A 25,774-nucleotide genomic window follows, 5' to 3' on the forward strand; every position below is an offset into this window, starting at 1 on the left:
TGGGCCAAGCGCGCCCTTTGCCCCATCACTTTCAACGAATTTGCCTACTACCCAATGAGTAAAAATACGTCCGATCTGTCCTCCCACACCCCAATGATGCAGCAGTACTGGCGCCTGAAAAACCAGCACCCTGATCAGTTGATGTTCTATCGCATGGGCGATTTCTACGAGATCTTCTACGAAGATGCGAAGAAGGCCGCCAAGCTGCTGGACATCACCCTGACCGCGCGCGGGCAGTCGGCGGGGCAGGCGATTCCGATGTGTGGGATTCCTTACCACTCACTGGAAGGTTACCTGGCCAAGTTGGTGAAACTGGGTGAGTCGGTGGTGATCTGTGAGCAGATCGGTGACCCCGCCACCAGCAAGGGGCCGGTGGAGCGTCAGGTGGTGCGCATCATTACGCCGGGTACGGTGAGTGACGAAGCGCTGCTGGATGAGCGTCGCGATAACCTGATCGCCGCGGTACTGGGCGATGAACGCTTGTTCGGACTGGCGGTGCTGGATATCACCAGTGGCAATTTCACGGTGCTGGAGATCAAGGGCTGGGAGAACCTGCTGGCGGAGTTGGAGCGGATCAATCCGGTGGAGTTGATGATCCCGGATGATTGGCCAAAAGACCTGCCGGCGGAAAAACGTCGTGGGACCAAGCGGCGCGCGCCGTGGGATTTTGAGCGCGATTCGGCGTTAAAGAGCCTGTGCCAGCAATTTTCCGTGCAGGACCTCAAGGGTTTCGGTTGCGAAACCCTGACCCTCGCCATCGGCGCCGCCGGTTGCCTGCTCAGCTATGCCAAGGAAACCCAGCGCACCGCCCTGCCGCACTTGCGTAGCCTGCGCCACGAACGCCTGGATGACACCGTCGTGCTGGATGGCGCCAGCCGTCGCAATCTGGAGCTGGACACCAACCTGTCCGGCGGACGCGACAATACCCTGCAATCGGTGGTCGATCGCTGCCAAACGGCCATGGGCAGCCGCTTGCTGACCCGTTGGCTGAACCGTCCGCTGCGGGACTTGAAGGTGCTGCAAGCGCGTCAGTCCTCTATCACGTGCCTGCTGGACGGCTATCGCTTTGAAAAGCTGCAACCCCAACTGAAAGAAATCGGCGATATCGAGCGCATCCTGGCGCGTATCGGCCTGCGTAACGCGCGCCCCCGTGACCTGGCGCGCCTGCGCGACGCACTCGGCGCGCTGCCGCAACTGCAAGCAGCGATGACCGACCTAGACGCACCGCACCTGCAACAGTTGGCCGTCACCAGCAGCACTTACCCAGAACTCGCGGCGCTGCTGGACAAAGCGATCATCGACAACCCGCCGGCGATCATCCGCGACGGCGGAGTGCTCAAGACCGGTTACGACAGTGAGTTGGACGAGCTGCAAGCCCTGAGCGAAAACGCCGGGCAATTCCTGATCGACCTGGAAGCCCGCGAAAAAGCCCGTACCGGCCTGGCCAACCTGAAGGTCGGCTACAACCGCGTGCATGGCTACTTTATTGAGCTGCCGAGCAAACAGGCCGAGCAGGCGCCGATTGATTATCAGCGCCGCCAGACCCTCAAGGGAGCCGAGCGTTTTATCACCCCGGAGCTGAAAGAGTTCGAAGACAAGGCGCTGTCGGCCAAGAGCCGTGCGCTCACCCGCGAAAAGATGCTCTACGAGGCGCTGCTGGAGGACTTGATCGGCCAACTGGCGCCGCTGCAAGACACTGCGGCAGCCCTGTCGGAACTGGACGTACTGAGCAACTTCGCGGAACGTGCGCTGAACCTGGACCTGAACTGCCCGCGCTTTGTCGGCGAACCGTGCATGCGCATCGTGCAAGGACGCCACCCCGTGGTGGAGCAGGTGTTGACCACGCCGTTCGTCGCCAACGACCTGTCGCTGGACGACGACACCCGCATGCTGGTGATCACTGGCCCGAACATGGGCGGTAAATCCACCTACATGCGCCAGACCGCGTTGATCGTGTTGCTGGCGCACATCGGCAGCTTTGTGCCGGCGGCCAGTTGCGAGCTGTCCCTGGTCGACCGTATTTTCACGCGGATCGGCTCCAGCGATGACTTGGCCGGTGGTCGTTCGACTTTCATGGTCGAAATGAGTGAAACCGCAAACATCCTGCACAATGCCACCGAACGCAGCCTGGTGCTGATGGACGAGGTGGGTCGCGGCACTAGTACCTTTGACGGCCTGTCCCTGGCATGGGCGGCGGCCGAGCGCTTGGCCCATCTGCGCGCCTATACGCTGTTCGCCACCCACTATTTCGAACTGACCGTGTTGCCTGAAAGCGAGCCGCTGGTGGCCAACGTGCACCTCAATGCCACCGAGCACAACGAGCGCATTGTATTCCTGCACCATGTGCTGCCAGGGCCGACCAGCCAGAGTTACGGCCTGGCCGTGGCGCAACTGGCGGGTGTGCCGAACGACGTTATCCTGCGCGCCCGCGAGCACCTCAGCCGCCTGGAAACCACGGCCATGCCGCACGAAACCGTGGTCGCCAGCCCTGCCAAGAGCAACCGCAAGCCCTCGGCGCCACACCAGAGCGACCTGTTCGCCAGCCTGCCCCATCCGGTGCTGGATGAGTTGGCAAAGCTTGATCTGGATGACTTGACTCCGCGTAAAGCGCTCGAAATGTTATATGCACTGAAGACTCGGATATAACGCAGACGCTTGCAAGCTGGTAGACTCTCGCGCGGTTTGGGATGCTGCAGACTTTTAGCCTGGCCTGCAGACTATCGCTCCCGAACCTCGCGAGCCCTGCCATAAAGGGTTTCGCTGCCGCCGCCTGAGGAGAAAATTAGAAATGACCTTCGTCGTCACCGACAACTGCATCAAGTGCAAGTACACCGACTGCGTAGAAGTGTGTCCGGTGGACTGCTTCTACGAAGGCCCGAACTTCCTGGTTATCCACCCGGACGAGTGCATTGACTGCGCCCTGTGTGAGCCAGAATGCCCGGCCGTTGCGATTTTCTCCGAGGACGAAGTGCCTGCGGGTATGGAACAGTTCATCCAGTTGAACGTCGAGCTGGCAGAAGTGTGGCCGAACATCACCGAGCGCAAAGATCCGATGCCGGATGCCGCTGAGTGGGATGGCAAACCCAATAAGATTGAGCAACTAGAGCGCTAAAACGCCGCTGCCCAACAAAAAAAGGCCCTCAAGGGCCTTTTTTGCATTCTGGTGCCTGCGTTCACTTTCCTACAGGCGAAAAAAGGGGCGGTATGACCCGCCCACATTTTTTCCCTAGTCCCTGTATTCCTTTTCATCATCCTGATGAATCGCATCCCGCGATATTCCTTGAACCATCGTTCCGTGATGGCCGTGCCAATCCGTGGACACAGGGCTGATGTTAGAGAGTTCCAAGGGAAGTTCAACGAGATGCTACCAGCGCACTGATGGGCTTACCCGCTTAGACACCAGAAAATAATTCTTATATTTCAATAAGATAGAAAACACGTTCGCAATTTCGAGACGGATACGGCGAATAAAAACCCCAAACGCTTACGAAAAAGTAAGCCATTGCTTACACGAACAATTGCGTAAAGGGGTAATCAGCGCACATTGCCCCTCTGCCAGGCGTAAAAAAGCCCCGACACTGTCGAGGCCTTTTACCTTAAACAATCTCAGTCGTCGCTGACGGTAATCGTCGGCATCGCCGGGGCAGCGGCTTCCTGCAACACGATCCGCGCGCCCACATGACGAGCCAGTTCCTGATAAATCAGGGCGATCTGGCTATCCGGCTCTGCCATCACCGTTGGCTTACCGCCGTCAGCCTGTTCGCGAATCTGCATCGACAACGGTAGCGAGGCCAACAGTTCCACCCCGTACTGGGTCGCCAGCTTTTCGCCACCACCTTCACCGAACAGATGCTCGGCGTGACCGCAGTTGGAGCAGATGTGCACGGCCATGTTCTCCACCACACCCAACACCGGAATGTTGACCTTGCGGAACATCTCAACGCCCTTTTTCGCGTCCAATAGCGCCAGGTCTTGAGGGGTGGTCACGATCACGGAGCCGGCCACCGGGACTTTCTGCGCCAGGGTCAGTTGGATATCACCAGTGCCTGGCGGCATGTCGATCACCAGGTAATCCAAGTCGCCCCACGCGGTCTGGGTGACCAATTGCAGCAACGCCCCGGACACCATCGGCCCACGCCACACCATCGGCGTGTTGTCGTCGGTGAGGAAGGCCATGGACATCACTTCCACGCCCAGGGACTCGATCGGCACGAACCACTTCTGGTCCTTGACCTTGGGCCGCGTGCCTTCGGCAATGCCAAACATCACGCCCTGGCTGGGCCCGTAAATGTCCGCGTCGAGGATGCCCACGCGCGCACCCTCACGGGCCAGGGCCAGCGCCAGGTTGGCCGCTGTGGTGGATTTACCCACGCCGCCCTTGCCGGACGCCACCGCGACAACGTTTTTAACGTTGGCCAGGCCCGGGATCTGCGCCTGGGCCTTGTGCGGCGCGATCACGCATTGAATGTCAACCTTGGCCGAGCGCACGCCGTCGAGGTTTTCGATGGCCATTTGCAGCATCTGCGCCCAGCCGCTCTTGAACAAGCCGGCGGCGTAGCCCAGTTCCATTTGCACTGACACCTGATCGCCCTGGACCTCGATGCCACGCACACAGCCGGCACTGACCGGGTCCTGGTTCAAATAGGGGTCGGTGTACTGGCGAAGAACGGCTTCCACCGCTGCGCGATTCACGGCGCTCATGAGCTACTCCCGAAAAAGACTGACTGAAACAGGCGGCTATCCTAACCGTTCCGGCGAATTAACGGCATGCTTTCGAAGGTTCGGAAGATTCGGAAACAGCGCCACGGGGTGAAATATATCCGCCGGCGCTTTATAGTGGCCGACCTCCGTTTCATCAAGTAGCCGAGCCCCATGTCCGAGCCACGCAAGATCCTCGTCACCAGCGCCCTGCCCTATGCCAATGGTTCCATCCATCTTGGCCATATGCTTGAGTACATCCAGACCGATATGTGGGTGCGTTTCCAGAAACATCGCGACAACCAATGCATCTATGTCTGCGCGGACGACGCCCACGGTTCGGCCATCATGTTGCGCGCCGAAAAGGAAGGCATCACCCCGGAACAACTGATCGCCAACGTGCAGGCTGAACACAGCGCCGACTTTGCCGAGTTCCTGGTGGACTTCGACAACTTCCATTCGACCCACTGCGAAGAAAACCGCGAGCTGTCGAGCCAGATCTACCTGCGATTGAAGGAAGCGGGGCACATCGACCAGCGTTCGGTGACCCAGTATTTCGACCCGGAAAAGAAAATGTTCCTGGCCGACCGCTTCATCAAGGGCACCTGCCCGAAATGCGGCACCGAAGACCAGTACGGCGACAACTGCGAAAAATGCGGCGCCACCTACGCACCGACCGACCTGAAGGATCCGAAGTCGGCGATTTCCGGCGCCACGCCGGTGCTCAAGGACTCCCAGCACTTCTTCTTCAAGCTCCCGGATTTCCAGCAAATGCTGCAAACCTGGACCCGCAGCGGCACCTTGCAGGACGCCGTGGCCAACAAACTCTCCGAATGGCTCGACAGTGGCCTGCAGCAGTGGGACATCTCCCGCGATGCGCCGTATTTCGGCTTCGAGATCCCGGGTGAGCCGGGCAAGTACTTCTATGTGTGGCTGGACGCGCCGATCGGTTACATGGCCAGTTTCAAAAACCTGTGCGAGCGTACGCCGCAGCTGGACTTCGATGCGTTCTGGGGCAAAGACTCCACCGCCGAGCTGTACCACTTCATCGGCAAGGACATCGTCAATTTCCACGCGCTGTTCTGGCCGGCGATGCTCGAAGGCTCGGGCTACCGCAAGCCGACCGGCATCAACGTGCATGGCTACCTGACGGTCAACGGTCAGAAAATGTCCAAGTCGCGCGGCACCTTTATCAAGGCGCGCACCTACCTGGACCACCTGTCGCCTGAATACCTGCGCTACTACTACGCCTCCAAGCTGGGCCGTGGCGTCGATGACCTGGACCTGAACCTGGAAGACTTCATACAGAAGGTCAACTCGGACCTCGTGGGCAAAGTCGTCAACATCGCCAGCCGATGCGCTGGTTTTATCCACAAGGGTAACGCCGGTGTACTGGTCGCCGAAAACGCTGCGCCGGAACTGACCGACTCGTTCCTGGCCGCCGCGCCAAGCATCGCCGACGCCTATGAAGCACGCGACTTCGCCCGCGCCATGCGCGAAATCATGGGCCTGGCTGACCGCGCCAACGCCTGGATCGCCGACAAGGCACCGTGGTCGTTGAACAAGCAGGAAGGCAAGCAGGCTGAAGTCCAGGCGATCTGCGCCACCGGCGTCAACCTATTCCGCCAACTGGTGATCTTCCTCAAGCCGGTGTTGCCGTTGCTGGCCGCCGACGCCGAAGCGTTCCTGAATGTGGCGCCGTTGACCTGGAACGACCACGCCACCTTGCTCAGCAATCACACGTTGAACGAGTTCAAGCCGCTGATGACCCGTATTGACCCGGTAAAAGTCCAGGCCATGACCGACGCCTCGAAAGAAGACCTGGTTGCCAGCCAGACCGATACCGGCTCGACGGCACCGGCAGGTAATGGTGAATTGGCCAAGGACCCGATTTCTCCAGAAATCGAGTTCGACGCCTTCGCCGCCGTGGACCTGCGCGTCGCGCTGATCGTCAAGGCCGAAGCGGTGGAAGGTGCCGACAAGCTGCTGCGTCTGACATTGGATATCGGTGACGAGCAACGCAACGTATTTTCCGGAATCAAAAGCGCTTATCCGGACCCGTCCAAACTCGATGGTCGCCTGACCATGATGATCGCCAACCTCAAGCCTCGGAAAATGAAGTTCGGTATTTCCGAAGGCATGGTGATGGCGGCCGGCCCCGGCGGTGAAGAGATCTACCTGCTGAGCCCTGACAGCGGCGCCAAGCCGGGCCAGCGCATCAAGTAAGCCCTGCCCGACAGCCCTGTCGTCTCGGCGACAGGGCTTTTCAGCTAGTGCCCCTCTCTTGGTTGCCGGATAATCAGGTTCTGTTTGTTTAACCGGCATGCCCTGGGGATTGTCATCACTCGGGTGACGCTCCTGGGTTTCAACGCAATGACCAACGCATGAACCTCATTCAACGTATCGACGCGCTCCTGCCACAGACCCAATGCGGCAAATGCGGGCATCCGGGCTGCAGGCCTTACGCCGAGGGTATTGCCCAGGGTGAGGCGATCAACAAGTGCCCGCCGGGCGGCCAGGAAACCATTATCGGGTTGTCGCAGTTGCTGAGCGTGCCGGTACTGAAGCTGGATACAACCCGGGGCGAGGCGCCTGCACAGGTGGCGTATATCCGTGAAGCTGAATGCATCGGCTGCACCAAGTGCATCCAGGCGTGCCCGGTGGACGCAATCGTCGGCGCGGCCAAGTTGATGCACACAGTGATCATCGACGAGTGCACGGGCTGCGACCTGTGCGTAGCGCCCTGCCCGGTAGACTGCATCGAAATGCGCCCACCAACGACAGTCCTGGCGATTGTGGGCGGCCTGGCGAAGAGCGACGAGGAGCGCCGCCAACGCGATTTCAAGCGCAACCGCGCACGGCAGCGCTTCGAACAACGTAACGCGCGCCTACACCAGGAAGAAGAACACAAATTGGCCGAGCGCCTTGCCAGGCTCAAGCGATCGCCGGCGATAGAGCCCGTTCAACTTGACGAAGCACAGGCTGCCCGGGACGCGGCGGTAAAGAAAGCCAAGATCAATGTCGCGATGAGCCGCGCCCAGTTGCACAAGTCCTTGAAGGCGTTTGGGCATCCACCGACCTTTGAGCAACAATCGCAATTGATTGCGCTACAGCAACAGTTCGAAACGTCGGAGCAGGCACTGGCCGCCCTAGAGGCGAGCCATACAATCACGCCGACGCCGCCCTCCAGTAATGCCGATCTAAAACGCGCCAAGATTCAGCTGGCTATGCGCCGCGCCGAGCTGAAAAAAGCCCAGGATCAGCATGCCGACCCGCAACAGTTGGCCCAAGCGCAACACCGATTGGATGAAGCACAGCGCCAGGTAGATACCCATGGTGCTTGACCCACTACTCGATACAACGCTGATCGAGCGTAAGGACCCCTGCGCCCCATGAATGCCGCAAAACGTCTGGAAATTTTCCGCCGGTTTCACGAAGACAATCCGGAACCCAAGACCGAACTCGCCTACTCGTCACCGTTCGAGTTGCTGATTGCGGTAATTCTGTCGGCGCAGTCCACGGATGTTGGCGTCAACAAGGCCACCGCAAAGCTGTATCCCGTCGCCAATACACCAGAGGCGATCTATGCCTTGGGTGTGGAGGGTTTGTCGCAATACATCAAGACCATCGGCCTGTACAACAGCAAGGCCAAGAATGTCATCGAGACCTGCCGCCTATTGATAGAACGGCATGGCAGTGAAGTACCGCAAACGCGCGAAGCGCTGGAAGCGTTGCCGGGTGTGGGGCGAAAGACCGCCAATGTGGTACTCAATACCGCGTTTCGGCAACTGACCATGGCCGTGGACACGCACATTTTCCGGGTGAGCAACCGTACCGGTATCGCTCGCGGCAAGAACGTGGTGGAAGTAGAAAAGCAGCTCATGAAGTTCGTGCCCAAACCCTATCTGCTGGACTCCCACCATTGGCTGATTCTTCATGGGCGCTACGTTTGCCAAGCCCGCAAGCCACGTTGCGGGAGTTGCCGCATCGAAGACCTGTGCGAATACAAGGACAAGACGTCCGACGATTGAGCGATCATTAACTTTTTCGATGAGTCGATTGAAAAAATCTTTTTTACCGCTTCATCAATTCTCGTTATAAGGAGCGCCAACGGCAGTCTTAGCCTGGAGTTAACCTTATGAGCACTGGCAAGGAACAACTGGAAGTAGAAGACGACCTCGTTGAGTCGGATGACGATGTGGCAGAAGCCCCTGTAGAGGTGGCAAAAACCAATCTAAGCAAACGCCGCACCATCGACAATCTTCTGGAAGAGCGACGCTTGCAAAAACAATTGGCCGATTACGACTTCGACCTCTGAACAAGCGACCAACGACCGGAAGCCTCCCTGACGGAGGCTTTTTTCTGCCGGTTGCCCTGGTTATTCGGGGAGTTGCGTCACCCCTATACCAGTCCGTTACGCTGCGCCAACTCGATCAAGTCAACCAGCGACCGAGCATTGAGCTTGAGCAACAGGCGAGTCTTGTAGGTGCTGACGGTCTTGTTGCTGAGGAACATACCGTCGGCGATCTCCTTGTTGGTCTTGCCCCGTGCCAATTGTTGCAACACCATCATCTCTCTGCCCGAAAGGCGCTCGACCATATCGGCTTCGCTGGCGTTGCCCATGGTGGAGCGCACGGAATTGAGCGCCTGGTTTGGAAAGTAGCTGTAGCCTGATAGAACAGCCTTGATCGCACTCAGCAACTCGGTCAGGTCCTGTTGTTTGCACACGTAGCCGGCAGCGCCTGCCTGCATGCACCGCATGGAAAAATGGCCAGGAGCCTGAGAGGTCAGCACCAGCACCTTGAACGGCACAGATTGTTTGGTTGAAGACAGCCGGCAAATAACCTCCAGGCCATCGAGTTTGGGAATCCCAATATCCAATATAACAATGTCCGGCATATGCTCCCGTGCAAGTTGCAACGCGTCGACACCGTTGTCGGTCTCGGCAACGACCTCATAACCATGACGTTCCATTAGCATACGCACAGCAAGACGAATGACGGGATGATCATCCACGATCAGCACTTTATTCATGAGAAAGTCCAATTTCGCTGTTCGAATTATTTAGAGCAAACACAATAGCCTAGTCGTTTCCTAGTTGGCATAGCGTTCCCCCCCGAGCAACAGCAAGCAGAGACGTAACCCACAGAGATAAAAGAAATGCCCTACAAAAAAACGCCGACTCAGATGTGTCTTGCTTTACAGAGCCTTTCAGACCTTTCCGGGGGCTTACATATTTTGAGGGAAATGACCCGACGATTAAGGGGCGGCGGTAAACGCGCCGCGCATGGCGTTCAGGCAAACCCTGCTGCACGGGGCATTCAGGAGCGGGACCGCGTGAAAACAAATAGTGTGTTTCAGTTCCCTTTAACATATTTATTAGATCCTTGTTTCCTACAGAACTTTCAGCGGCAAATAGACTCACCACAGTTTCATAAGTGAACTTTCTGTAAGACCAGTTCCTACACAGGTGTAAAAATTCATTCCCCTTTAAAACAACCCGCTTTAGGGCCGATACAAAATCGGTCCCACACGAACTTGAGCAATCATTAAATGGATAAACAACGCGTATTTATCCAAGGCTTTCGGCCAAAAAAAATGGCCCCTTTTAAGGGGCCATCCTTCACTGCGGATACAACAATCAGAACAACGAGCGGCCTTTGTTGGCAGCGATGCGCATGCGCAAGGCATTCAACTTGATAAAACCAGCTGCGTCCGCCTGGTTGTAAGCACCGCCATCCTCTTCGAAAGTGGCGATGTTGGCATCGAACAGCGAATCATCGGACTTACGCCCGGTGACAATCACATTGCCCTTGTACAGCTTCAGGCGCACAACGCCATTCACGTGGGCCTGGGAGGCATCGATCATCTGTTGCAACATCAGACGCTCAGGGCTCCACCAGTAGCCGGTGTAGATCAGGCTGGCGTACTTGGGCATCAGCTCGTCTTTGAGGTGAGCCACTTCACGATCCAGGGTAATGGACTCGATGGCGCGGTGAGCGCGCAGCATGATGGTGCCGCCCGGGGTTTCGTAGCAACCACGGGACTTCATGCCCACGTAACGGTTCTCGACGATGTCGAGGCGGCCGATGCCGTGTTCGCCGCCGATACGGTTCAGGGTCGCAAGCACGGTGGCCGGGGTCATTTCGACGCCGTCCAGTGCCACGATGTCGCCGTTGCGGTAGGTCAGTTCCAGGTACTGCGGTTTGTCTGGAGCGTTCTCCGGAGAGACGGTCCATTTCCACATGTCTTCTTCGTGCTCGGTCCAGGTGTCTTCCAGCACGCCGCCTTCATAGGAGATGTGCAGCAGGTTGGCGTCCATCGAGTACGGGGACTTCTTCTTGCCGTGGCGCTCGATCGGGATCGCATGCTTTTCAGCGTAATCCATCAATTTTTCACGGGACAGCAGGTCCCATTCACGCCAAGGTGCAATTACTTTCACGCCTGGTTTGAGAGCATAGGCGCCCAGTTCGAAACGCACCTGGTCGTTACCCTTACCGGTAGCGCCATGGGAAATAGCGTCAGCACCGGTTTCATTGGCGATTTCGATCAGGCGCTTGGCGATCAGCGGACGTGCGATGGAGGTACCCAGCAGGTACTCGCCTTCGTAGACGGTGTTGGCGCGAAACATCGGGAAAACGAAATCGCGGACGAACTCTTCGCGCAGGTCGTCAATGTAGATCTCTTTCACGCCCATGGCTTGCGCCTTGGCACGTGCTGGCTCGACCTCTTCGCCCTGACCCAGGTCAGCGGTGAAGGTCACCACTTCACAGTTATAAGTATCCTGCAGCCACTTGAGGATCACCGAAGTGTCCAGGCCGCCGGAATACGCGAGAACGACCTTGTTTACGTCGGCCATGCCATCACTCCACGGGGTTGTACGGAAAGGCGTCGATTCTACCGACCAAAACCGTGGATTTACAGGGGCGCGACAGCAAATGAAGATAAAGCGACAGATTATGTCGAGCGGGCGACCGATGGTCGCACGCTACGAGCGCACTTATGACTGCCGTTATGAAGTGTGCGCAGGATTGCTCGGGCCACTGGCCTGGGGAGCCGGTTTCTCCGGAGCCGCTACCCGCTCAAGCTGAATATTCACACGGCGGTTGCGGGCCCGATTGGCGGCATTGGTGTTGGGCACCAAGGGGTAGCTTTCGCCATGGAAACGCAGGGTGACCTGGGATTCCTGAATGCCGTTGGCCTTGAAGTAATCCATCACCGCCAATGCGCGACGACGCGACACATCGCGATTGCTCAGGCGGTTGCCACTGTTGTCCGAATGACCGTTCAACTCGATATGGTTGACGGTTGGATCCGCCTTCATGAATTCGAGAATCACCGACAATTTCTGTTTGGCCGCTGCATCCAATTCGATACCGCCGCCGGGGAAGCCGACTTCGGTCTGCTTGACCTGATCGTAATTCATCGGCAACAGCTTGGCGGTGCACAGCTGATAATCGCTGTAGGCCTTGTTGAACTTGACCGGCAACAGGCGAATTTCCGAGTAGCCGCCCTCACGCGCATAATGCCGAACAGTCGGCGAGCGCCCTTCGAGCAAGCCATTGAACAGGCGACCAGCCTGAGCCTGGGAGCTGTTAAAAAGCACATCGCCACTGCCGGCGCGCACGGCACCGAGGTTGATGTCGCCACGCCCCGGCTGCCAGGGAGCAGCAGCGGCCAGTAGGGTGGCCGACCCGGCGCCCAGCGAGCCGCCATAGGCTTTCAGACGGAAAGTCGCTTGCTCACCGGCCCGGCGTACGAACTCACCCGAACCGAAGTCGGTGATCGGCTGGGTCAGTCGGCACTCGAACTTGTCGCCTTCCACCTTCCACTCAATGTTCTCCAGACGTGTCTGGAACGTGAGGGCCATCGCAGGCAGGCTGGCGAACACACTGAGCAGGGCTAGATAATGCTGGCGCACGGGAGGCTCCACTGGTTTCTACAACACTTCAAAGCGTCATACATCGATAAGGCATACGAAAGGCTATCGGATGCATCCTGCAAAACTTGATAGCGAGTGCCTGCAAGAGTCTTTTCCGGTAGCATTCCCACCAGATTGACCCGCCTGGAATCCCCAATGTCCGACCGCCTGACCCTGCTGCGTCCCGACGACTGGCATATTCATCTTCGCGATGGTGCTGCGTTACCTCAAACCGTGGCCGATGTTGCGCGTACGTTTGGCCGCGCCATCATCATGCCTAACCTGGTACCACCGGTGCGCAATGCCGCTGAAGCCGACGCCTATCGCCAGCGAATCCTCGCTGCACGACCGGCCGGCAGCCGCTTTGAGCCGTTGATGGTGCTCTACCTGACCGATCGCACCCAGCCCGAAGAAATTCGCCAGGCCAAGGCCAGCGGTTTTGTGCACGCCGCCAAGCTGTACCCGGCCGGCGCGACCACCAACTCCGACTCCGGCGTAACCAGCATCGATAAAATCCTGCCGGCCATCGAAGCCATGGCTGAAGTGGGCATGCCGCTGCTGATCCACGGTGAAGTTACCCGTGGCGACGTGGACGTGTTCGACCGCGAGAAGGTCTTCATCGACGAGCATATGCGCCGTGTGGTCGAGCTGTTCCCGACCTTGAAGGTGGTGTTCGAGCACATCACCACCGCCGATGCCGTGCAATTCGTCACCGAGGCTTCGGCCAACGTCGGCGCGACCATCACCGCGCATCACCTGCTCTACAACCGCAACCACATGCTGGTGGGCGGGATTCGGCCGCATTTCTATTGCCTGCCGATCCTCAAGCGCAACACCCACCAAGTGGCCTTGCTGGATGCCGCGACCAGCGGCAATTCGAAGTTCTTCCTCGGCACCGACTCCGCGCCCCACGCTCAACACGCCAAGGAAGCCGCGTGCGGCTGTGCCGGTTGCTACACCGCGTACGCCGCCATCGAGCTGTACGCCGAAGCGTTCGAACAACGCAATGCACTGGACAAACTCGAAGATTTCGCCAGCCTCAACGGCCCGAAGTTCTATGGCCTGCCGGCGAATACCGACCGCATTACCCTGGTCCGTGAAGACTGGACCGCCCCTGCCAGCCTGCCCTTTGGCGAGCTGACCGTTATCCCGCTGCGCGCCGGTGAAACACTGCGCTGGCGCCTGCTGGAGGAAACCAAGTGAGTGAAGACCATTACGACGACGACCAGGAACACGGCGGCGGCTCGCGCCACCCGATGGCCGAACGTTTTCGCGGCTACCTGCCGGTCGTTATTGACGTAGAAACCGGTGGGTTCAATTGCGCCACCGACGCCCTGCTGGAAATTGCCGCCACCACTATCGGCATGGATGAACAGGGCTTTGTGTACCCAGAACACACCCACTTCTTCCGCGTCGAGCCGTTCGAAGGCGCGAACATCGAAGCCGCAGCCCTGGAATTCACCGGCATCAAGCTCGATCACCCACTGCGCATGGCGGTAAGTGAAGAAACGGCCCTGGCCGATATCTTCCGTGGCGTGCGCAAGGCGCTGAAGGCCAACGGCTGCAAGCGCGCGATCCTGGTCGGGCATAACAGCAGCTTCGACCTGGGTTTCCTGAATGCCGCCGTGGCGCGCCTGGACATGAAGCGTAACCCGTTCCACCCATTCTCCAGCTTCGACACCGCGACCCTCGCCGGTCTGGCGTACGGCCAGACTGTACTGGCCAAAGCCTGCCAGGCAGCCGGTATCGACTTCGACGGGCGCGAGGCCCATTCGGCCCGCTACGACACCGAGAAGACTGCGGAGCTGTTCTGCGGCATCGTCAACCGCTGGAAACAGATGGGCGGCTGGGAAGACTTCAACGACTGAGAGTCTCCTGAACGCGCCGCGTACCCAATGTGGGAGGGAGCTTGCTCCCGATGGCGGCGTGTCGGTGATGTATCCATGGGTTGATGCACTGCAATCGGGAGCAACCCCCCTCCCACAAAAAACCGGCCTTCACAGGCCGGTTTTTTTTACCTTGAATCCGGCTTACAGCTTGCCGGCGTTCTCGGTCAGGTAGGCTGCAACACCTTCCGGCGAAGCGTTCATGCCCTTGTCGCCTTTCTTCCAGTTGGCCGGGCAGACTTCGCCGTGCTCTTCGTGGAATTGCAGGGCGTCGACCAGGCGGATCAGCTCTTCCATGTTACGGCCCAGCGGCAGGTCGTTGATGATCTGCGAGCGCACAACGCCCTTGTCGTCGATCAGGAACGCGCCACGGAATGCCACGCCGCCTTCGGACTCAACGTCGTAGGCCTTGGCGATGTCGTGCTTCATATCGGCAGCCATGGTGTATTTGACTTTGCCGATGCCGCCATCGTTGATGGCCGTGTTACGCCAGGCGTTGTGAGTGAAATGGGAGTCGATGGAAACGGCAACCACTTCAACATTACGCGCTTTGAAATCGTCCATGCGGTGGTCCAGAGCGATCAGCTCCGAAGGGCAGACGAAGGTAAAGTCCAGTGGGTAGAAGAACACCAGGCCGTATTTGCCTTTGATGGCTTCGGACAGTTTAAAGCTGTCGACGATTTCGCCATTGCCGAGAACGGCCGGTACGTCGAAATCCGGGGCTTGTTTGCCGACGAGTACGCTCATTGGGTATCTCCTGATGCAGGGGTGACGATTGAAGTAAAAGGACCGGTCATGAGTCTGCCGCGTTTAAGCGACAGGCCTGTGACGCAGTCACGCTTCGTGAAGACCGACCATCATACACGGAAAAAACCGTTCGTCAGCGCGAGGGCGATGGCGGTAAATAGCCTACGAATCTACTTTGACAATCATTCTCGTTAACATTAAGATCCATCGCACTTAAGCCTTAAACCCGCGACGGTTCTCCCTTATGTATGTGTGCCTGTGTACCGGCGTCACCGACGGACAAATCCGCGAAGCAATCTACGAAGGTTGCTGCAGCTACAAGGAAGTGCGTGAAACCACCGGCGTTGCCAGCCAGTGTGGTAAATGTGCTTGCCTCGCCAAGCAAGTGGTACGGGAAACCCTGACGCAGCTGCAGACAGCCCAGGCCGCGCTCCCCTATTCAACTGAATTTACACACGCCTGATAACGCGTGTTTTAAAGAACCGGACTTAGTGTCCGGTTTTTTTATGCCTGTAATTCAATTAGTTAGCGCCAAGACGCGGAACACAAACATTCTTATTCCGATTAATTTTCATTTATTATTCAATAACTTAGGTTTGACACTAAGGTTTTCGCCGCTCAAACTCCGCCCTATACACAGCTATTACAGGGCAGGACCCCAGTCATGAAAGGCGACATCTCAGTCATCCAGCAACTCAACAAAATCCTTGCCAATGAACTGGTCGCGATCAATCAGTACTTTCTGCATGCACGCATGTATGACGATTGGGGCCTGGAAAAGCTCGGCAAGCGCGAATACAAAGAATCGATCAAGGCCATGAAAGACGCGGACGCGCTGATCAAACGCATCCTGTTCCTGGAAGGCCTGCCGAACGTGCAGGACCTGGGCAAACTGAATATCGGCGAGCACACCCAGGAAATGATCGGCAGCGACCTGGGCTTTGAACGCAAGAGCCACAGCGACCTCAAGGCCGCCATCGCGCATTGCGAAGCCCAAGGCGACTTCGGCAGCCGCGAACTGCTGGAAGATATCCTGGAAGACCAGGAAGAACATATTGACTGGCTGGAAACCCAACTGGGCCTGATCGACAAGGTCACCCTGGAAAATTACCTGCAATCGCAGATGGGTGAATAACCCTTCGCCCACAGGTACAAAAAAGCCCCGCTCTCGTATGAGAAGCGGGGCTTTTTATTGCGTGGCCTTTTACAACAGCATCAAGCTTCAGTCTTGCCTGCCGCTTTTGTCGCTGCGTCTTTGATCAACGCTTGCAACGAACCATCAGCCGCCATTTCGGTAATGATGTCGCTGCCGCCGACCAGCTCACCCGCCACCCACAGTTGCGGGAAAGTCGGCCAGTTGGCGTACTTGGGCAGGTTGGCGCGGATTTCAGGGTTTTGCAGGATATCCACGTAAGCGAACTTCTCGCCGCACTGCATAACAGCCTGGGACGCCTTCGCGGAGAAACCGCACTGAGGAGCGTTAGGAGCGCCCTTCATGTAAAGCAGAATGGTGTTATTGGCAATCTGCTCTTTGATCGTTTCGATGATATCCATGGAACACCTCTGCAGGAACTTTGCGACTCACGGGTCGGCACGGTGGCGCATTGTAACGCAAAATTCCAGCAGGGTGCTCAGCCACCTCAAGCCGCCGCCACTTGCACTGGCACACCATTCAGGGCCGCGTTGCCCGAAAGCTCATCCAACTGCCGTTCATCGGTCAGGTCATTGGCGCTTGCTCCCGGCTGCCCGCTGGCAATGCTCATCTGCACCCCCGGGCGGCCGTGCCCCCAACCATGGGGCAAGCTGACCACGCCGGGCATCATATCCAGGCTCGCCATCACCTCTACCTCGACCATGCCGATGCGCGAACTGACGCGCACCCGCTGGCCATCGCTCAATTGGCGGCGGGCAAGGTCGTCGGGGTGCATCAGCAATTGATGCCGAGGCTTGCCCTTCACCAGCCGATGGTAGTTATGCATCCAGGAGTTATTGCTGCGCACGTGACGACGGCCAATCAGCAGCAACTCGTCGGCCACCGGCACCGGCTGCGCGGCAAAACGTGCCAGGTCGGCGAGAATCACAGACGGTGCCGCCTGTACCTTGCCGTCCGCCGTTTTCAAACGCGCACAGAGGTTGGGACGCAGCGCGCCCAAATCCACACCATGAGGATGGTCGGCCAGCATCGCCACCGACAATTTATGGCTGGACGCATCCCCGTACACACCGGCGCGCAGTCCGAAATCGATCATCTGTGCCGGAGGCATGGTGGGTTTGAGCGCCACGCCGGTCTGCGCCGCGAACGCCTTGGCCAGACCGACAAAGATCTCCCAATCATGCAAAGCGCCATCAGGTTTAGGCAGGATCGCCCTGTTGAAGCGCGTGACATTGCGCACCGCAAACATGTTGAACGTGGTGTCGTAGTGATCGTTTTCCAGCGCCGATGTGGACGGCAAAATCAGGTCGGCATAGCGCGTCGTCTCATTGATGTACAGGTCGACGCTGACCATGAACTCCAACCCATCCAGGGCCTGCTCCAATTGGCGACCATTGGGCGTCGACAACACCGGATTGCCTGCCACCGTGACCAAGGCGCGGATTTGCCCTTCGCCTTCGGTGAGCATTTCTTCGGCCAGGGCCGACACCGGCAATTCGCCACCATATTCCGGACGCCCGGACACGCGGCTCTGCCAGCGATTGAAATGCCCGCCGCCGGTGGAAGCCACCAGGTCCACCGCCGGAGAGGTGCACAGCGCGCCGCCGACCCGGTCCAGGTTGCCGGTGACCAGGTTGATCAGTTGCACCAGCCAATGACACAAGGTGCCAAATGCCTGCGTCGAGACGCCCATGCGCCCATAGCAAACGGCCTTGTCCGCAGCGGCGAAATCCCGTGCCAACTGGCGGATCTGCTCGGCGGGCACGGCACACTGGTGGCTCATGGCTTGGGCCGTGAACCCGGCGATCGCACGGCGCACATCATCCAGCCCCTCAACCGACAAATGAGTGTCGCGCGTCAGGTTCTCGCTGAACAAGGTGTTGAGCAGCCCGAACAACAGCGCCGCGTCGCCACCCGGTCGCACAAACAGATGCTGGTCGGCAATCGCCGCCGTCTCGCTGCGCCGTGGGTCGACCACGACCACTTTGCCGCCCCTGGCCTGGATCGCCTTGAGCCGTTTCTCCACATCCGGCACGGTCATGATGCTGCCGTTGGACGCCAACGGGTTGCCGCCCAGGATCAGCATAAAGTCGGTGTGATCGATATCCGGGATCGGCAATAACAGGCCATGGCCGTACATCAGATGACTGGTGAGGTGATGAGGCAATTGGTCTACGGAGGTTGCGGAAAACCGGTTGCGCGTCTTGAGCAGGCCGAGGAAGTAATTGCTGTGGGTCATCAGCCCATAGTTATGCACGCTGGGGTTGCCCTGGTACACCGCCACCGCATTCTGCCCGTGCCGAGCCTGGATGCCCGCAAGGCGCTCGGCCACGAGGGCAAACGCCTCGTCCCAGGCGATCGGCCGCCAGTCACTGCCCACCCGCAGCATGGGCTGGTGCAGCCGGTCCGGGTCATTCTGGATATCCTGCAAGGCCACGGCCTTGGGGCAGATGTGGCCACGGCTGAATGTGTCTTGAGGGTCGCCCTTGATCGAAGTAATCGCCAGGCTGCCATCTTCGGCGCGGGTGGTTTCCAGGGTCAGGCCACAGATGGCTTCACACAGATGGCATGCACGGTGATGGAGAGTCTTGGTCATGGCCAGTCTCTTTATAGGGGCTTTGGCCTCACTATGGGCCGCGCCCCTGAGACGCACCAGCATCGTTCGCCGTGTGAATCCACAGGCATCAGGCCAGGCCATGGGCAAGCGTGAGCAAATGTTACAGAACCGCGCGCACAGCCCCCGAAACCGACGCAGCCTGGCCCAGGCCCGCCGCCGCGCATTGCAAAAGGTTGCGAGGCCAGTGTACAAATGGCTCGCTGCTGTCAGGAAATCGTCTTCAAAAGCGCTCTCGCGCCCTTCTTGAACACCTCTAAAAACGTAGCCCTATTGGTAAGACGCGACATTTAATGTCAATATCGCGCCTTCCCCTATTTCGTCGCCCCGTGCGGCTTTCGCCGCAGGTCTCGCCCGTTGTCACAATAAACAAGGCTTTGAGTATCTGCGGTCTGTTGCAAAAAGGTAGTTAATGATGAGCGCAAGGCACTTTCTCTCCCTGATGGATTGCACGCCCGAAGAGCTGGTCGGCGTGATTCGTCGAGGCATTGAGCTTAAAGACCTGCGTAACCGCGGCGTACTGTTCGAGCCCTTGAAAAACCGCGTTCTCGGGATGATTTTCGAGAAATCGTCCACCCGCACCCGCCTGTCTTTCGAAGCCGGCATGATCCAACTCGGTGGCCAGGCCATCTTCCTGTCACCGCGCGACACCCAGCTGGGTCGTGGCGAGCCGATCAGCGACTGCGCCATCGTCATGTCGCGCATGCTCGATGCGGTAATGATCCGTACCTTTGCTCACAGCAACCTGACCGAATTTGCCGCCAACTCGCGCGTGCCGGTGATCAACGGCCTGTCCGATGACCTGCATCCCTGCCAACTGCTGGCCGACATGCAAACCTTCCTCGAACACCGTGGCTCCATTCAGGGCAAGACCGTGGCCTGGATCGGCGACGGCAACAATATGTGCAACAGCTATATAGAAGCGGCGATCCAGTTCGACTTCCACCTGCGCATCGCCTGCCCTGAGGGTTACGAGCCCAATGCCGAGTTCATGGCCAAGGCCGATGGGCGCGTGCAGTTGTTGCGCGATCCGAAAGATGCCGTCGTGGGTGCCCATCTGGTCAGCACCGACGTCTGGACCTCCATGGGTCAGGAGGACGAAACCGCCAAGCGCCTGGCACTTTTTGCGCCGTACCAGGTAACGCGCGCCCTGCTCGACACGGCCGCGCCGGACGTGTTGTTCATGCACTGCCTGCCTGCCCACCGTGGCGAAGAAATCAGCCTCGACCTGCTCGACGACCCGCGTTCAGTCGCCTGGGACCAGGCCGAAAACCGCCTGCACGCCCAAAAGGCCCTGCTCGAATTCCTCGTCGAACCGGCGTACCACCACGCATGAGCCATCCATTACTGCTGAACCTGCGCAATCTGGCATGCGGCTATCAAGATCAACGGGTGGTGCAAAACCTCAACTTGCACCTCAACGCAGGTGACATCGGTTGCCTGCTCGGGTCCTCGGGCTGTGGCAAGACCACCACGCTGCGTGCCATCGCGGGCTTTGAGCCGGTGCATGAAGGCGAAATCAGCCTGGCCGGCGAAGTGATCTCCAGCGCCGGTTTTACCCTGGCTCCCGAGAAACGTCGTATCGGCATGGTGTTCCAGGACTACGCGCTGTTTCCTCACCTCAGCGTGGCCGACAACATCGCGTTCGGCATCCGCAAGCATCCGCAAAAGGAGCGCGTGGTCGCCGAGTTGCTGGAACTGGTCAACCTGAAGAACCTGGGCAAGCGTTTCCCCCATGAACTCTCGGGCGGCCAGCAACAACGTGTCGCCCTCGCCCGCGCCCTGGCGCCGGAGCCGCAACTGCTGTTGTTGGACGAACCTTTTTCCAACCTTGATGGCGAACTGCGGCGCAAGCTCAGCCATGAGGTACGTGACATTCTCAAGGCGCGCGGTACCAGTGCGATCCTGGTTACCCACGACCAGGAAGAAGCGTTCGCCGTCAGCGATCAGGTGGGTGTTTTCAAGGAGGGTCGACTCGAGCAATGGGACACGCCCTACAACCTCTATCACGAACCGCAGACGCCGTATGTCGCCAGTTTTATCGGCCAGGGCTACTTCATTCGTGGGCAGTTGAGCTCGCCTGAATCCGTGAGTACCGAACTGGGCGACCTGCGCGGCAATCGCGCCTATACCTGGCCCACCGGTGGCGCAGTGGATGTGCTGTTACGCCCGGACGACATTGTTTATGCGCCGGACAGCGCCTTGAAAGCACGGATCGTCGGCAAAACCTTCCTCGGCGCATCCACGTTGTACCGTTTGCAACTGCCGACCGGCGCGCAGCTGGAATCGATTTTCCCCAGCCATGCGGACCATCAGGTCGGCGCCGATGTGGGGATCCGTGTGGCGGCTGAGCATTTGGTGCTGTTCCAGGCATCAGGCAGCGTCGCTGCGCAAGTACCTCGTTCCGAGTCAGGCGTACGGCGCTACAGCCCGGTCAGTTGAGTATTTGAAGAAACCGGGGCGAAATCTGGGAGAGGGCTTGCCCCCTCCCACACTGGATCTCCAGTAGCCTGGATTATGCCCGGCCAATTTCTGCGAATTTAGCCTGGGTATGTTCAGCCAGCACCTGCGCCGACAGCTCCACCTCCAACCCCCGCCTCCCCGCACTCACGTAAATCGTCGCCAACGGCTGCGCCGTTTCATCGATAAACGTGCGCAGGCGCTTCTTCTGCCCCAACGGGCTGATGCCGCCCAACAGATAGCCCGTAGAGCGCTGCGCCGCCGCCGGGTCGGCCATTTCGACTTTTTTCACGCCAGCCGCATGCGCCAGCGCTTTCAAATCCAGACTTCCGACGACCGGCACTACCGCCACCAATAATTCGCCCTTCTCGCTGCTCGCCAGCAGCGTCTTGAACACGTGCGCCGGGTCCAGGCCCAATTTTTCCGCAGCCTCCAGGCCATACGAAGCCGCCTTGGGATCGTGTTCATAACTGTGGATACGATGTTCGGCACGAACTTTTTTCAACAAATCCAATGCAGGGGTCATGAAGGCTCCAGGCGAGACAAACAGAGGGCCGATTCTAGGCCAAGCCCACGTAAAACGCTCTAGTGCGGCGATTTATCTCATTACACCGGCTCATGTAAAGCGTGATCATTCATCAAACCAATAGTTCGAAAGTGACCAACAGTTCACTTTCGACCTTTGACAGCCGTCATTCTTGTCTATATTTTTTCGTTTCCGAATACTGCAAACATATAGCCGCAGCATTCGAGCAGTAAGCCGTGGTTTGGATGGGGATCCTCGTCACGGTGAAAATCGCGCAACAGCCCGTTGAGGCCGTGCGCCAGACAAGAACAACAACTGAGGTTTTCCATGACAACTGCTCTTCAACAGCCTTCACTTTCGAGCCAATGCATGGCCGAATTCCTCGGAACTGCGCTGCTGATCTTCTTCGGTACCGGATGTGTCGCTGCGCTCAAGGTCGCGGGTGCCAGCTTTGGCTTGTGGGAAATCAGCATCATCTGGGGCATCGGCGTCAGCATGGCGATCTACCTGAGCGCCGGCATTTCCGGGGCGCACCTCAACCCGGCCGTCAGTATTGCACTGTGCATCTTCGCCGACTTCGACAAGCGCAAACTGCCCTTCTACATCCTCGCCCAGATCGCCGGCGCCTTCTGCTCGGCCGCCTTGGTGTACACCCTCTACAGCAACCTGTTTTTCGATTACGAACAAACCCACCACCTGGTGCGCGGTACACAAGCCAGCCTGGAGTTGGCGTCGGTGTTCTCCACCTACCCTCACGCACTGCTGAGCACCGCCCAGGCGTTCCTGGTGGAAATGGTCATCACCGCCATCCTGATGGGCGTCATCATGGCCCTGACCGATGACAACAACGGCCTGCCACGCGGCCCACTGGCCCCACTGCTGATTGGCCTGTTGATTGCTGTGATCGGCAGTGCCATGGGCCCGCTGACCGGCTTCGCGATGAACCCCGCACGGGATTTCGGGCCCAAGCTGATGACCTTTTTCGCGGGTTGGGGTGAAATGGCCTTTACTGGTGGCCGCGATATTCCTTACTTCCTGGTGCCGGTTTTCGCGCCTATCGTGGGCGCATGCCTCGGCGCCGCGGCCTATCGCGGGCTGATCGCCCGTCACCTGCCGAACGCCGCACCTGCTATAGCTGAAACACCTGACACGGCTGTCAACGGCAACACCCGTATTTCCTGAAAGCGCCAGCCTGGCCCTGCTGCCCTTTGAGGCCCAGGCTGATTTCTGACTTCCTTATTTTCGTGCAAGGCAATCGACATGACCGACCTTCAGAATAAGAACTACATCATTGCTCTCGACCAAGGCACCACCAGCTCCCGGGCGATCATCTTTGATCGTGACGCCAACGTGGTGTGCACCGCCCAGCGTGAATTCGCCCAGCATTACCCACAGGCGGGCTGGGTCGAACACGACCCCATGGAGATTTTTGCCACCCAGAGCGCGGTGATGGTTGAAGCCTTGGCCCAGGTCGGCCTGCACCATGACCAGGTCGCCGCCATCGGCATCACCAACCAGCGTGAAACCACCGTGGTCTGGGACAAGGTCACCGGCCGCCCGATCTACAACGCCATCGTCTGGCAGTGCCGCCGCAGCACCGAGATCTGCCAGCAGCTCAAGCGCGACGGCCACGAGCAGTACATCAGCGACACCACCGGCCTGGTCACCGACCCGTACTTCTCCGGCACCAAGCTCAAGTGGATCCTCGACAACGTCGAAGGCAGCCGCGAACGTGCGCGCAACGGCGAGTTGCTGTTCGGCACCGTCGACAGCTGGCTGATCTGGAAATTTACCGGCGGCAAAACCCACGTCACCGACTACACCAACGCCTCGCGCACCATGCTCTTCAACATCCATACGCTGGAATGGGATTCGAAGATGCTGGAGATCCTCGACATTCCGCGCGAAATGCTGCCGCAAGTTAAGTCGTCCTCGGAAATCTATGGCCGCACCAAAAGCGGCATCGCCATCGGCGGTATCGCCGGTGACCAGCAAGCGGCGCTCTTCGGCCAAATGTGCGTAGAAGCCGGCCAAGCCAAGAACACCTACGGCACCGGCTGCTTCCTGCTGATGAACACCGGCGACAAAGCGGTCAAATCCAAGCACGGCATGCTCACCACCATCGCCTGCGGTCCGCGTGGCGAAGTGGCCTACGCCCTGGAAGGCGCGGTCTTCAACGGCGGCTCCACCGTGCAGTGGTTGCGCGACGAGCTGAAGATCATCAACGACGCCCACGACACCGAGTACTTTGCCGGCAAGGTCAAGGACAGCAACGGCGTGTACCTGGTCCCGGCGTTCACCGGCCTGGGCGCTCCGTACTGGGACCCCTATGCCCGTGGCGCGCTGTTCGGCCTTACTCGTGGCGTACGCGTGGATCACATTATTCGCGCAGCCCTGGAGTCGATTGCCTACCAGACCCGCGACGTACTCGACGCCATGCAACAGGACTCAGGCGAACGCCTCAAAGCCTTGCGTGTGGACGGCGGCGCGGTGGCCAACAACTTCCTGATGCAATTCCAGGCCGACATCCTCGGCACCCAGGTCGAGCGCCCGCAAATGCGCGAAACCACCGCACTCGGCGCCGCCTACCTGGCCGGTTTGGCCTGCGGCTTCTGGGGCAGCCTGGATGAATTGCGCGGCAAGGCCGTGATCGAGCGCGAATTCGCACCGCAACTGGACGAAGCCGCCAAAGAGAAACTCTACGCCGGCTGGCAAAAAGCGGTCAGCCGCACGCGCGACTGGGAACCGCACGAAGGCGCCGAATAAGCCAAGGGCAAAATCCACTTAGGGTTGTAACTGGCAGGGAGTCGATTCCTGCGTCATCATGGGCCACTTTTGTATGGCAGCCCAAAGGACGCCCCATGAATCTGCCTCCCCGCCAGCAACAAATCCTCGAACTGGTACGCGAACGCGGCTACGTCAGTATCGAGGAAATGGCGCAGCTATTCGTTGTCACCCCGCAAACCATCCGCCGCGATATCAACCAACTGGCGGACGCCAACCTGCTGCGTCGTTACCACGGCGGCGCAGCCTATGACTCCAGCGTCGAAAACACCGCGTACGCCATGCGTGCCGACCAGATGCGCGATGAGAAACAGCGCATAGGCGAAGCCATCGCCGCACAAATCCCCGATCACGCCTCGCTGTTCATCAACATCGGCACCACCACCGAATCCATCGCCCGCGCGTTGCTGAATCACAACCACCTGAAAATCATCACCAACAACCTCAACGTCGCCACCATGCTCAGCGCAAAGGATGACTTCGACGTGCTGCTCACCGGCGGCAACGTAAGGCGTGACGGCGGCGTGGTGGGCCAGGCCAGTGTCGACTTCATCAACCAGTTCAAGGTCGACTTCGCCCTGGTTGGCATCAGCGGTATCGACGAAGACGGCAGCCTGCTCGATTTCGATTATCAGGAAGTGCGGGTTTCCCAAGCGATCATTGCCAATGCGCGCCAGGTGATCCTGGCCGCCGACTCCAGTAAATTCGGGCGCAACGCCATGATTCGCCTGGGGCCGATCAGCCTGGTGGACTGCCTGGTGACTGACCAGCAGCCGGTGCCCGCGTTGGTGCAGTTGCTCAATGAGCATAAAGTTCGGCTGGAAGTCGTTTAGCGTCTGCGCTGACATCATCGGGGCAAGCCCCCTCCCGCCTTTTGAGCTGTGAACGCAGTCCAATGTGGGAGGGGGCTTGCTCCCGATAGCGATTTATCCTGCACCCTTTTTCTTGAGCCCGCCCCAGGCTCATGTTCACAAATTTTCCTTTT

The 25,774-nt window shown here is 58.8% G+C and carries 23 protein-coding genes; 15 read left to right on the top strand and 8 right to left on the bottom strand.

Annotation, left to right across the window (positions count from 1 at the left end; translation table 11 throughout):
* Positions 1-54 precede the first annotated feature (54 nt).
* Entirely contained in the window at positions 55-2,646 is a 2,592-nt protein-coding gene (gene mutS, locus AB4O23_RS26445) for a DNA mismatch repair protein MutS (RefSeq protein ID WP_460061321.1), read from the top strand.
* Between the two features lie 142 nt (positions 2,647-2,788).
* Positions 2,789-3,112: a ferredoxin FdxA gene (fdxA, locus tag AB4O23_RS26450; protein ID WP_003172109.1), complete on the top strand. Its 324-nt coding sequence runs from the start codon at positions 2,789-2,791 to the stop codon at positions 3,110-3,112.
* Between the two features lie 494 nt (positions 3,113-3,606).
* On the opposite strand, the gene apbC is transcribed toward fdxA, so the two are convergent.
* Positions 3,607-4,701, bottom strand: a complete 1,095-nt coding sequence (gene apbC / locus AB4O23_RS26455) for an iron-sulfur cluster carrier protein ApbC (RefSeq protein ID WP_065877195.1) — start codon at positions 4,699-4,701, stop codon at positions 3,607-3,609.
* Positions 4,702-4,872: 171 nt separating this feature from the next.
* Between apbC and metG the strand changes: the two genes are divergently transcribed.
* The 4 genes from metG (at position 4,873) to AB4O23_RS26475 (ending at position 9,016) form a co-directional block, all read left to right on the top strand.
* On the top strand, positions 4,873-6,924 hold the full coding sequence (gene metG / locus AB4O23_RS26460) for a methionine--tRNA ligase (RefSeq protein WP_460061326.1): 2,052 nt from the start codon (positions 4,873-4,875) through the stop codon (positions 6,922-6,924).
* Between the two features lie 158 nt (positions 6,925-7,082).
* On the top strand, positions 7,083-8,042 hold the full coding sequence (rsxB, locus tag AB4O23_RS26465; RefSeq protein WP_065877196.1) for an electron transport complex subunit RsxB: 960 nt from the start codon (positions 7,083-7,085) through the stop codon (positions 8,040-8,042).
* 48 nt (positions 8,043-8,090) lie between these two features.
* Positions 8,091-8,729, top strand: a complete 639-nt coding sequence (gene nth, locus AB4O23_RS26470; protein WP_017526360.1) for an endonuclease III — start codon at positions 8,091-8,093, stop codon at positions 8,727-8,729.
* Between the two features lie 107 nt (positions 8,730-8,836).
* Complete coding sequence (locus AB4O23_RS26475) at positions 8,837-9,016, top strand: PA3496 family putative envelope integrity protein (protein ID WP_017526359.1); 180 nt, start codon at positions 8,837-8,839, stop codon at positions 9,014-9,016.
* 83 nt (positions 9,017-9,099) lie between these two features.
* Here the strand turns inward: AB4O23_RS26475 and AB4O23_RS26480 are convergent, their stop codons facing one another.
* From AB4O23_RS26480 to AB4O23_RS26490, 3 genes are all read right to left on the bottom strand, one after another.
* Positions 9,100-9,732, bottom strand: coding sequence for a response regulator transcription factor (locus tag AB4O23_RS26480; protein ID WP_017526358.1), 633 nt, complete (start codon positions 9,730-9,732; stop codon positions 9,100-9,102).
* Positions 9,733-10,339: 607 nt separating this feature from the next.
* On the bottom strand, positions 10,340-11,557 hold the full coding sequence (locus AB4O23_RS26485; RefSeq protein WP_012722490.1) for an argininosuccinate synthase: 1,218 nt from the start codon (positions 11,555-11,557) through the stop codon (positions 10,340-10,342).
* 153 nt (positions 11,558-11,710) lie between these two features.
* Entirely contained in the window at positions 11,711-12,619 is a 909-nt protein-coding gene (locus tag AB4O23_RS26490; protein ID WP_017526357.1) for a flagellar protein MotY, read from the bottom strand.
* Between the two features lie 156 nt (positions 12,620-12,775).
* Between AB4O23_RS26490 and pyrC the strand changes: the two genes are divergently transcribed.
* Together pyrC and rnt are read left to right on the top strand one after the other, a co-directional pair.
* On the top strand, positions 12,776-13,822 hold the full coding sequence (pyrC, locus tag AB4O23_RS26495; protein WP_065877197.1) for a dihydroorotase: 1,047 nt from the start codon (positions 12,776-12,778) through the stop codon (positions 13,820-13,822).
* The gene (gene rnt / locus AB4O23_RS26500; RefSeq protein ID WP_065877198.1) at positions 13,819-14,487 is read left to right on the top strand and encodes a ribonuclease T; all 669 of its coding nucleotides are present in this window, start codon (positions 13,819-13,821) and stop codon (positions 14,485-14,487) included. Before pyrC ends, rnt begins: the two co-directional genes overlap by 4 nt.
* Before the next feature lie 162 nt (positions 14,488-14,649).
* Here the strand turns inward: rnt and AB4O23_RS26505 are convergent, their stop codons facing one another.
* Positions 14,650-15,252 carry a peroxiredoxin gene (locus tag AB4O23_RS26505; RefSeq protein WP_003172097.1) on the bottom strand — a complete coding sequence of 201 codons (603 nt, stop codon included), beginning with the start codon at positions 15,250-15,252 and terminating at the stop codon, positions 14,650-14,652.
* Positions 15,253-15,496: 244 nt separating this feature from the next.
* Between AB4O23_RS26505 and AB4O23_RS26510 the strand changes: the two genes are divergently transcribed.
* On the top strand, positions 15,497-15,715 hold the full coding sequence (locus AB4O23_RS26510) for a bacterioferritin-associated ferredoxin (RefSeq protein ID WP_017526354.1): 219 nt from the start codon (positions 15,497-15,499) through the stop codon (positions 15,713-15,715).
* Between the two features lie 201 nt (positions 15,716-15,916).
* Complete coding sequence (gene bfr / locus AB4O23_RS26515) at positions 15,917-16,387, top strand: bacterioferritin (RefSeq protein ID WP_017526353.1); 471 nt, start codon at positions 15,917-15,919, stop codon at positions 16,385-16,387.
* An 80-nt stretch (positions 16,388-16,467) separates the two neighbouring features.
* Here bfr and grxD read toward each other — a convergent pair whose 3' ends face one another.
* Together grxD and AB4O23_RS26525 are read right to left on the bottom strand one after the other, a co-directional pair.
* The gene (gene grxD / locus AB4O23_RS26520; protein WP_065877199.1) at positions 16,468-16,806 is read right to left on the bottom strand and encodes a Grx4 family monothiol glutaredoxin; all 339 of its coding nucleotides are present in this window, start codon (positions 16,804-16,806) and stop codon (positions 16,468-16,470) included.
* A gap of 86 nt (positions 16,807-16,892) precedes the next feature.
* The gene (locus AB4O23_RS26525; protein WP_065877200.1) at positions 16,893-19,001 is read right to left on the bottom strand and encodes a molybdopterin oxidoreductase family protein; all 2,109 of its coding nucleotides are present in this window, start codon (positions 18,999-19,001) and stop codon (positions 16,893-16,895) included.
* Between the two features lie 433 nt (positions 19,002-19,434).
* On the opposite strand from AB4O23_RS26525, the gene argF reads away from it, so the two are divergent.
* Both argF and AB4O23_RS26535 read left to right on the top strand, forming a co-directional pair.
* Positions 19,435-20,355, top strand: coding sequence for an ornithine carbamoyltransferase (gene argF, locus AB4O23_RS26530; RefSeq protein WP_017526350.1), 921 nt, complete (start codon positions 19,435-19,437; stop codon positions 20,353-20,355).
* Positions 20,352-21,461: an ABC transporter ATP-binding protein gene (locus tag AB4O23_RS26535; RefSeq protein ID WP_017526349.1), complete on the top strand. Its 1,110-nt coding sequence runs from the start codon at positions 20,352-20,354 to the stop codon at positions 21,459-21,461. The genes argF and AB4O23_RS26535 overlap by 4 nt, the downstream gene beginning before the upstream one ends.
* 73 nt (positions 21,462-21,534) lie before the next feature.
* Here the strand turns inward: AB4O23_RS26535 and ybaK are convergent, their stop codons facing one another.
* On the bottom strand, positions 21,535-22,005 hold the full coding sequence (ybaK, locus tag AB4O23_RS26540; protein WP_017526348.1) for a Cys-tRNA(Pro) deacylase: 471 nt from the start codon (positions 22,003-22,005) through the stop codon (positions 21,535-21,537).
* Between the two features lie 327 nt (positions 22,006-22,332).
* Here ybaK and AB4O23_RS26545 point away from each other — a divergent pair, with 327 nt between their 5' ends.
* The 3 genes from AB4O23_RS26545 to AB4O23_RS26555 all read left to right on the top strand — a co-directional run bounded on the left by AB4O23_RS26545 (position 22,333) and on the right by AB4O23_RS26555 (position 25,622).
* Positions 22,333-23,187: an MIP/aquaporin family protein gene (locus AB4O23_RS26545; RefSeq protein WP_017526347.1), complete on the top strand. Its 855-nt coding sequence runs from the start codon at positions 22,333-22,335 to the stop codon at positions 23,185-23,187.
* Positions 23,188-23,265: 78 nt separating this feature from the next.
* Positions 23,266-24,771: a glycerol kinase GlpK gene (gene glpK / locus AB4O23_RS26550; RefSeq protein ID WP_460061344.1), complete on the top strand. Its 1,506-nt coding sequence runs from the start codon at positions 23,266-23,268 to the stop codon at positions 24,769-24,771.
* 95 nt (positions 24,772-24,866) lie between these two features.
* Entirely contained in the window at positions 24,867-25,622 is a 756-nt protein-coding gene (locus AB4O23_RS26555) for a DeoR/GlpR family transcriptional regulator (protein WP_017526345.1), read from the top strand.
* Positions 25,623-25,774: the final 152 nt, after the last annotated feature.

It is taken from the genome of Pseudomonas sp. H2_A10, from assembly GCF_054680085.1.

Bases quoted from the DNA above. Each gene is read 5' to 3' on its own strand.
- AB4O23_RS26505 (WP_003172097.1), bottom strand. From the start codon at position 15,252: ATGAGCGTACTCGTCGGCAAACAAGCCCCGGATTTCGACGTACCGGCC.
- metG (WP_460061326.1), top strand. From the start codon at position 4,873: ATGTCCGAGCCACGCAAGATCCTCGTCACCAGCGCCCTGCCCTATGCC.
- AB4O23_RS26510 (WP_017526354.1), top strand. From the start codon at position 15,497: ATGTATGTGTGCCTGTGTACCGGCGTCACCGACGGACAAATCCGCGAA.
- AB4O23_RS26480 (WP_017526358.1), bottom strand. From the start codon at position 9,732: ATGAATAAAGTGCTGATCGTGGATGATCATCCCGTCATTCGTCTTGCT.
- rsxB (WP_065877196.1), top strand. From the start codon at position 7,083: ATGAACCTCATTCAACGTATCGACGCGCTCCTGCCACAGACCCAATGC.
- ybaK (WP_017526348.1), bottom strand. From the start codon at position 22,005: ATGACCCCTGCATTGGATTTGTTGAAAAAAGTTCGTGCCGAACATCGT.
- nth (WP_017526360.1), top strand. From the start codon at position 8,091: ATGAATGCCGCAAAACGTCTGGAAATTTTCCGCCGGTTTCACGAAGAC.
- bfr (WP_017526353.1), top strand. From the start codon at position 15,917: ATGAAAGGCGACATCTCAGTCATCCAGCAACTCAACAAAATCCTTGCC.
- grxD (WP_065877199.1), bottom strand. From the start codon at position 16,806: ATGGATATCATCGAAACGATCAAAGAGCAGATTGCCAATAACACCATT.
- AB4O23_RS26545 (WP_017526347.1), top strand. From the start codon at position 22,333: ATGACAACTGCTCTTCAACAGCCTTCACTTTCGAGCCAATGCATGGCC.
- glpK (WP_460061344.1), top strand. From the start codon at position 23,266: ATGACCGACCTTCAGAATAAGAACTACATCATTGCTCTCGACCAAGGC.
- apbC (WP_065877195.1), bottom strand. From the start codon at position 4,701: ATGAGCGCCGTGAATCGCGCAGCGGTGGAAGCCGTTCTTCGCCAGTAC.
- AB4O23_RS26475 (WP_017526359.1), top strand. From the start codon at position 8,837: ATGAGCACTGGCAAGGAACAACTGGAAGTAGAAGACGACCTCGTTGAG.
- pyrC (WP_065877197.1), top strand. From the start codon at position 12,776: ATGTCCGACCGCCTGACCCTGCTGCGTCCCGACGACTGGCATATTCAT.
- mutS (WP_460061321.1), top strand. From the start codon at position 55: ATGAGTAAAAATACGTCCGATCTGTCCTCCCACACCCCAATGATGCAG.
- AB4O23_RS26535 (WP_017526349.1), top strand. From the start codon at position 20,352: ATGAGCCATCCATTACTGCTGAACCTGCGCAATCTGGCATGCGGCTAT.
- AB4O23_RS26525 (WP_065877200.1), bottom strand. From the start codon at position 19,001: ATGACCAAGACTCTCCATCACCGTGCATGCCATCTGTGTGAAGCCATC.
- fdxA (WP_003172109.1), top strand. From the start codon at position 2,789: ATGACCTTCGTCGTCACCGACAACTGCATCAAGTGCAAGTACACCGAC.
- AB4O23_RS26555 (WP_017526345.1), top strand. From the start codon at position 24,867: ATGAATCTGCCTCCCCGCCAGCAACAAATCCTCGAACTGGTACGCGAA.
- AB4O23_RS26485 (WP_012722490.1), bottom strand. From the start codon at position 11,557: ATGGCCGACGTAAACAAGGTCGTTCTCGCGTATTCCGGCGGCCTGGAC.
- argF (WP_017526350.1), top strand. From the start codon at position 19,435: ATGAGCGCAAGGCACTTTCTCTCCCTGATGGATTGCACGCCCGAAGAG.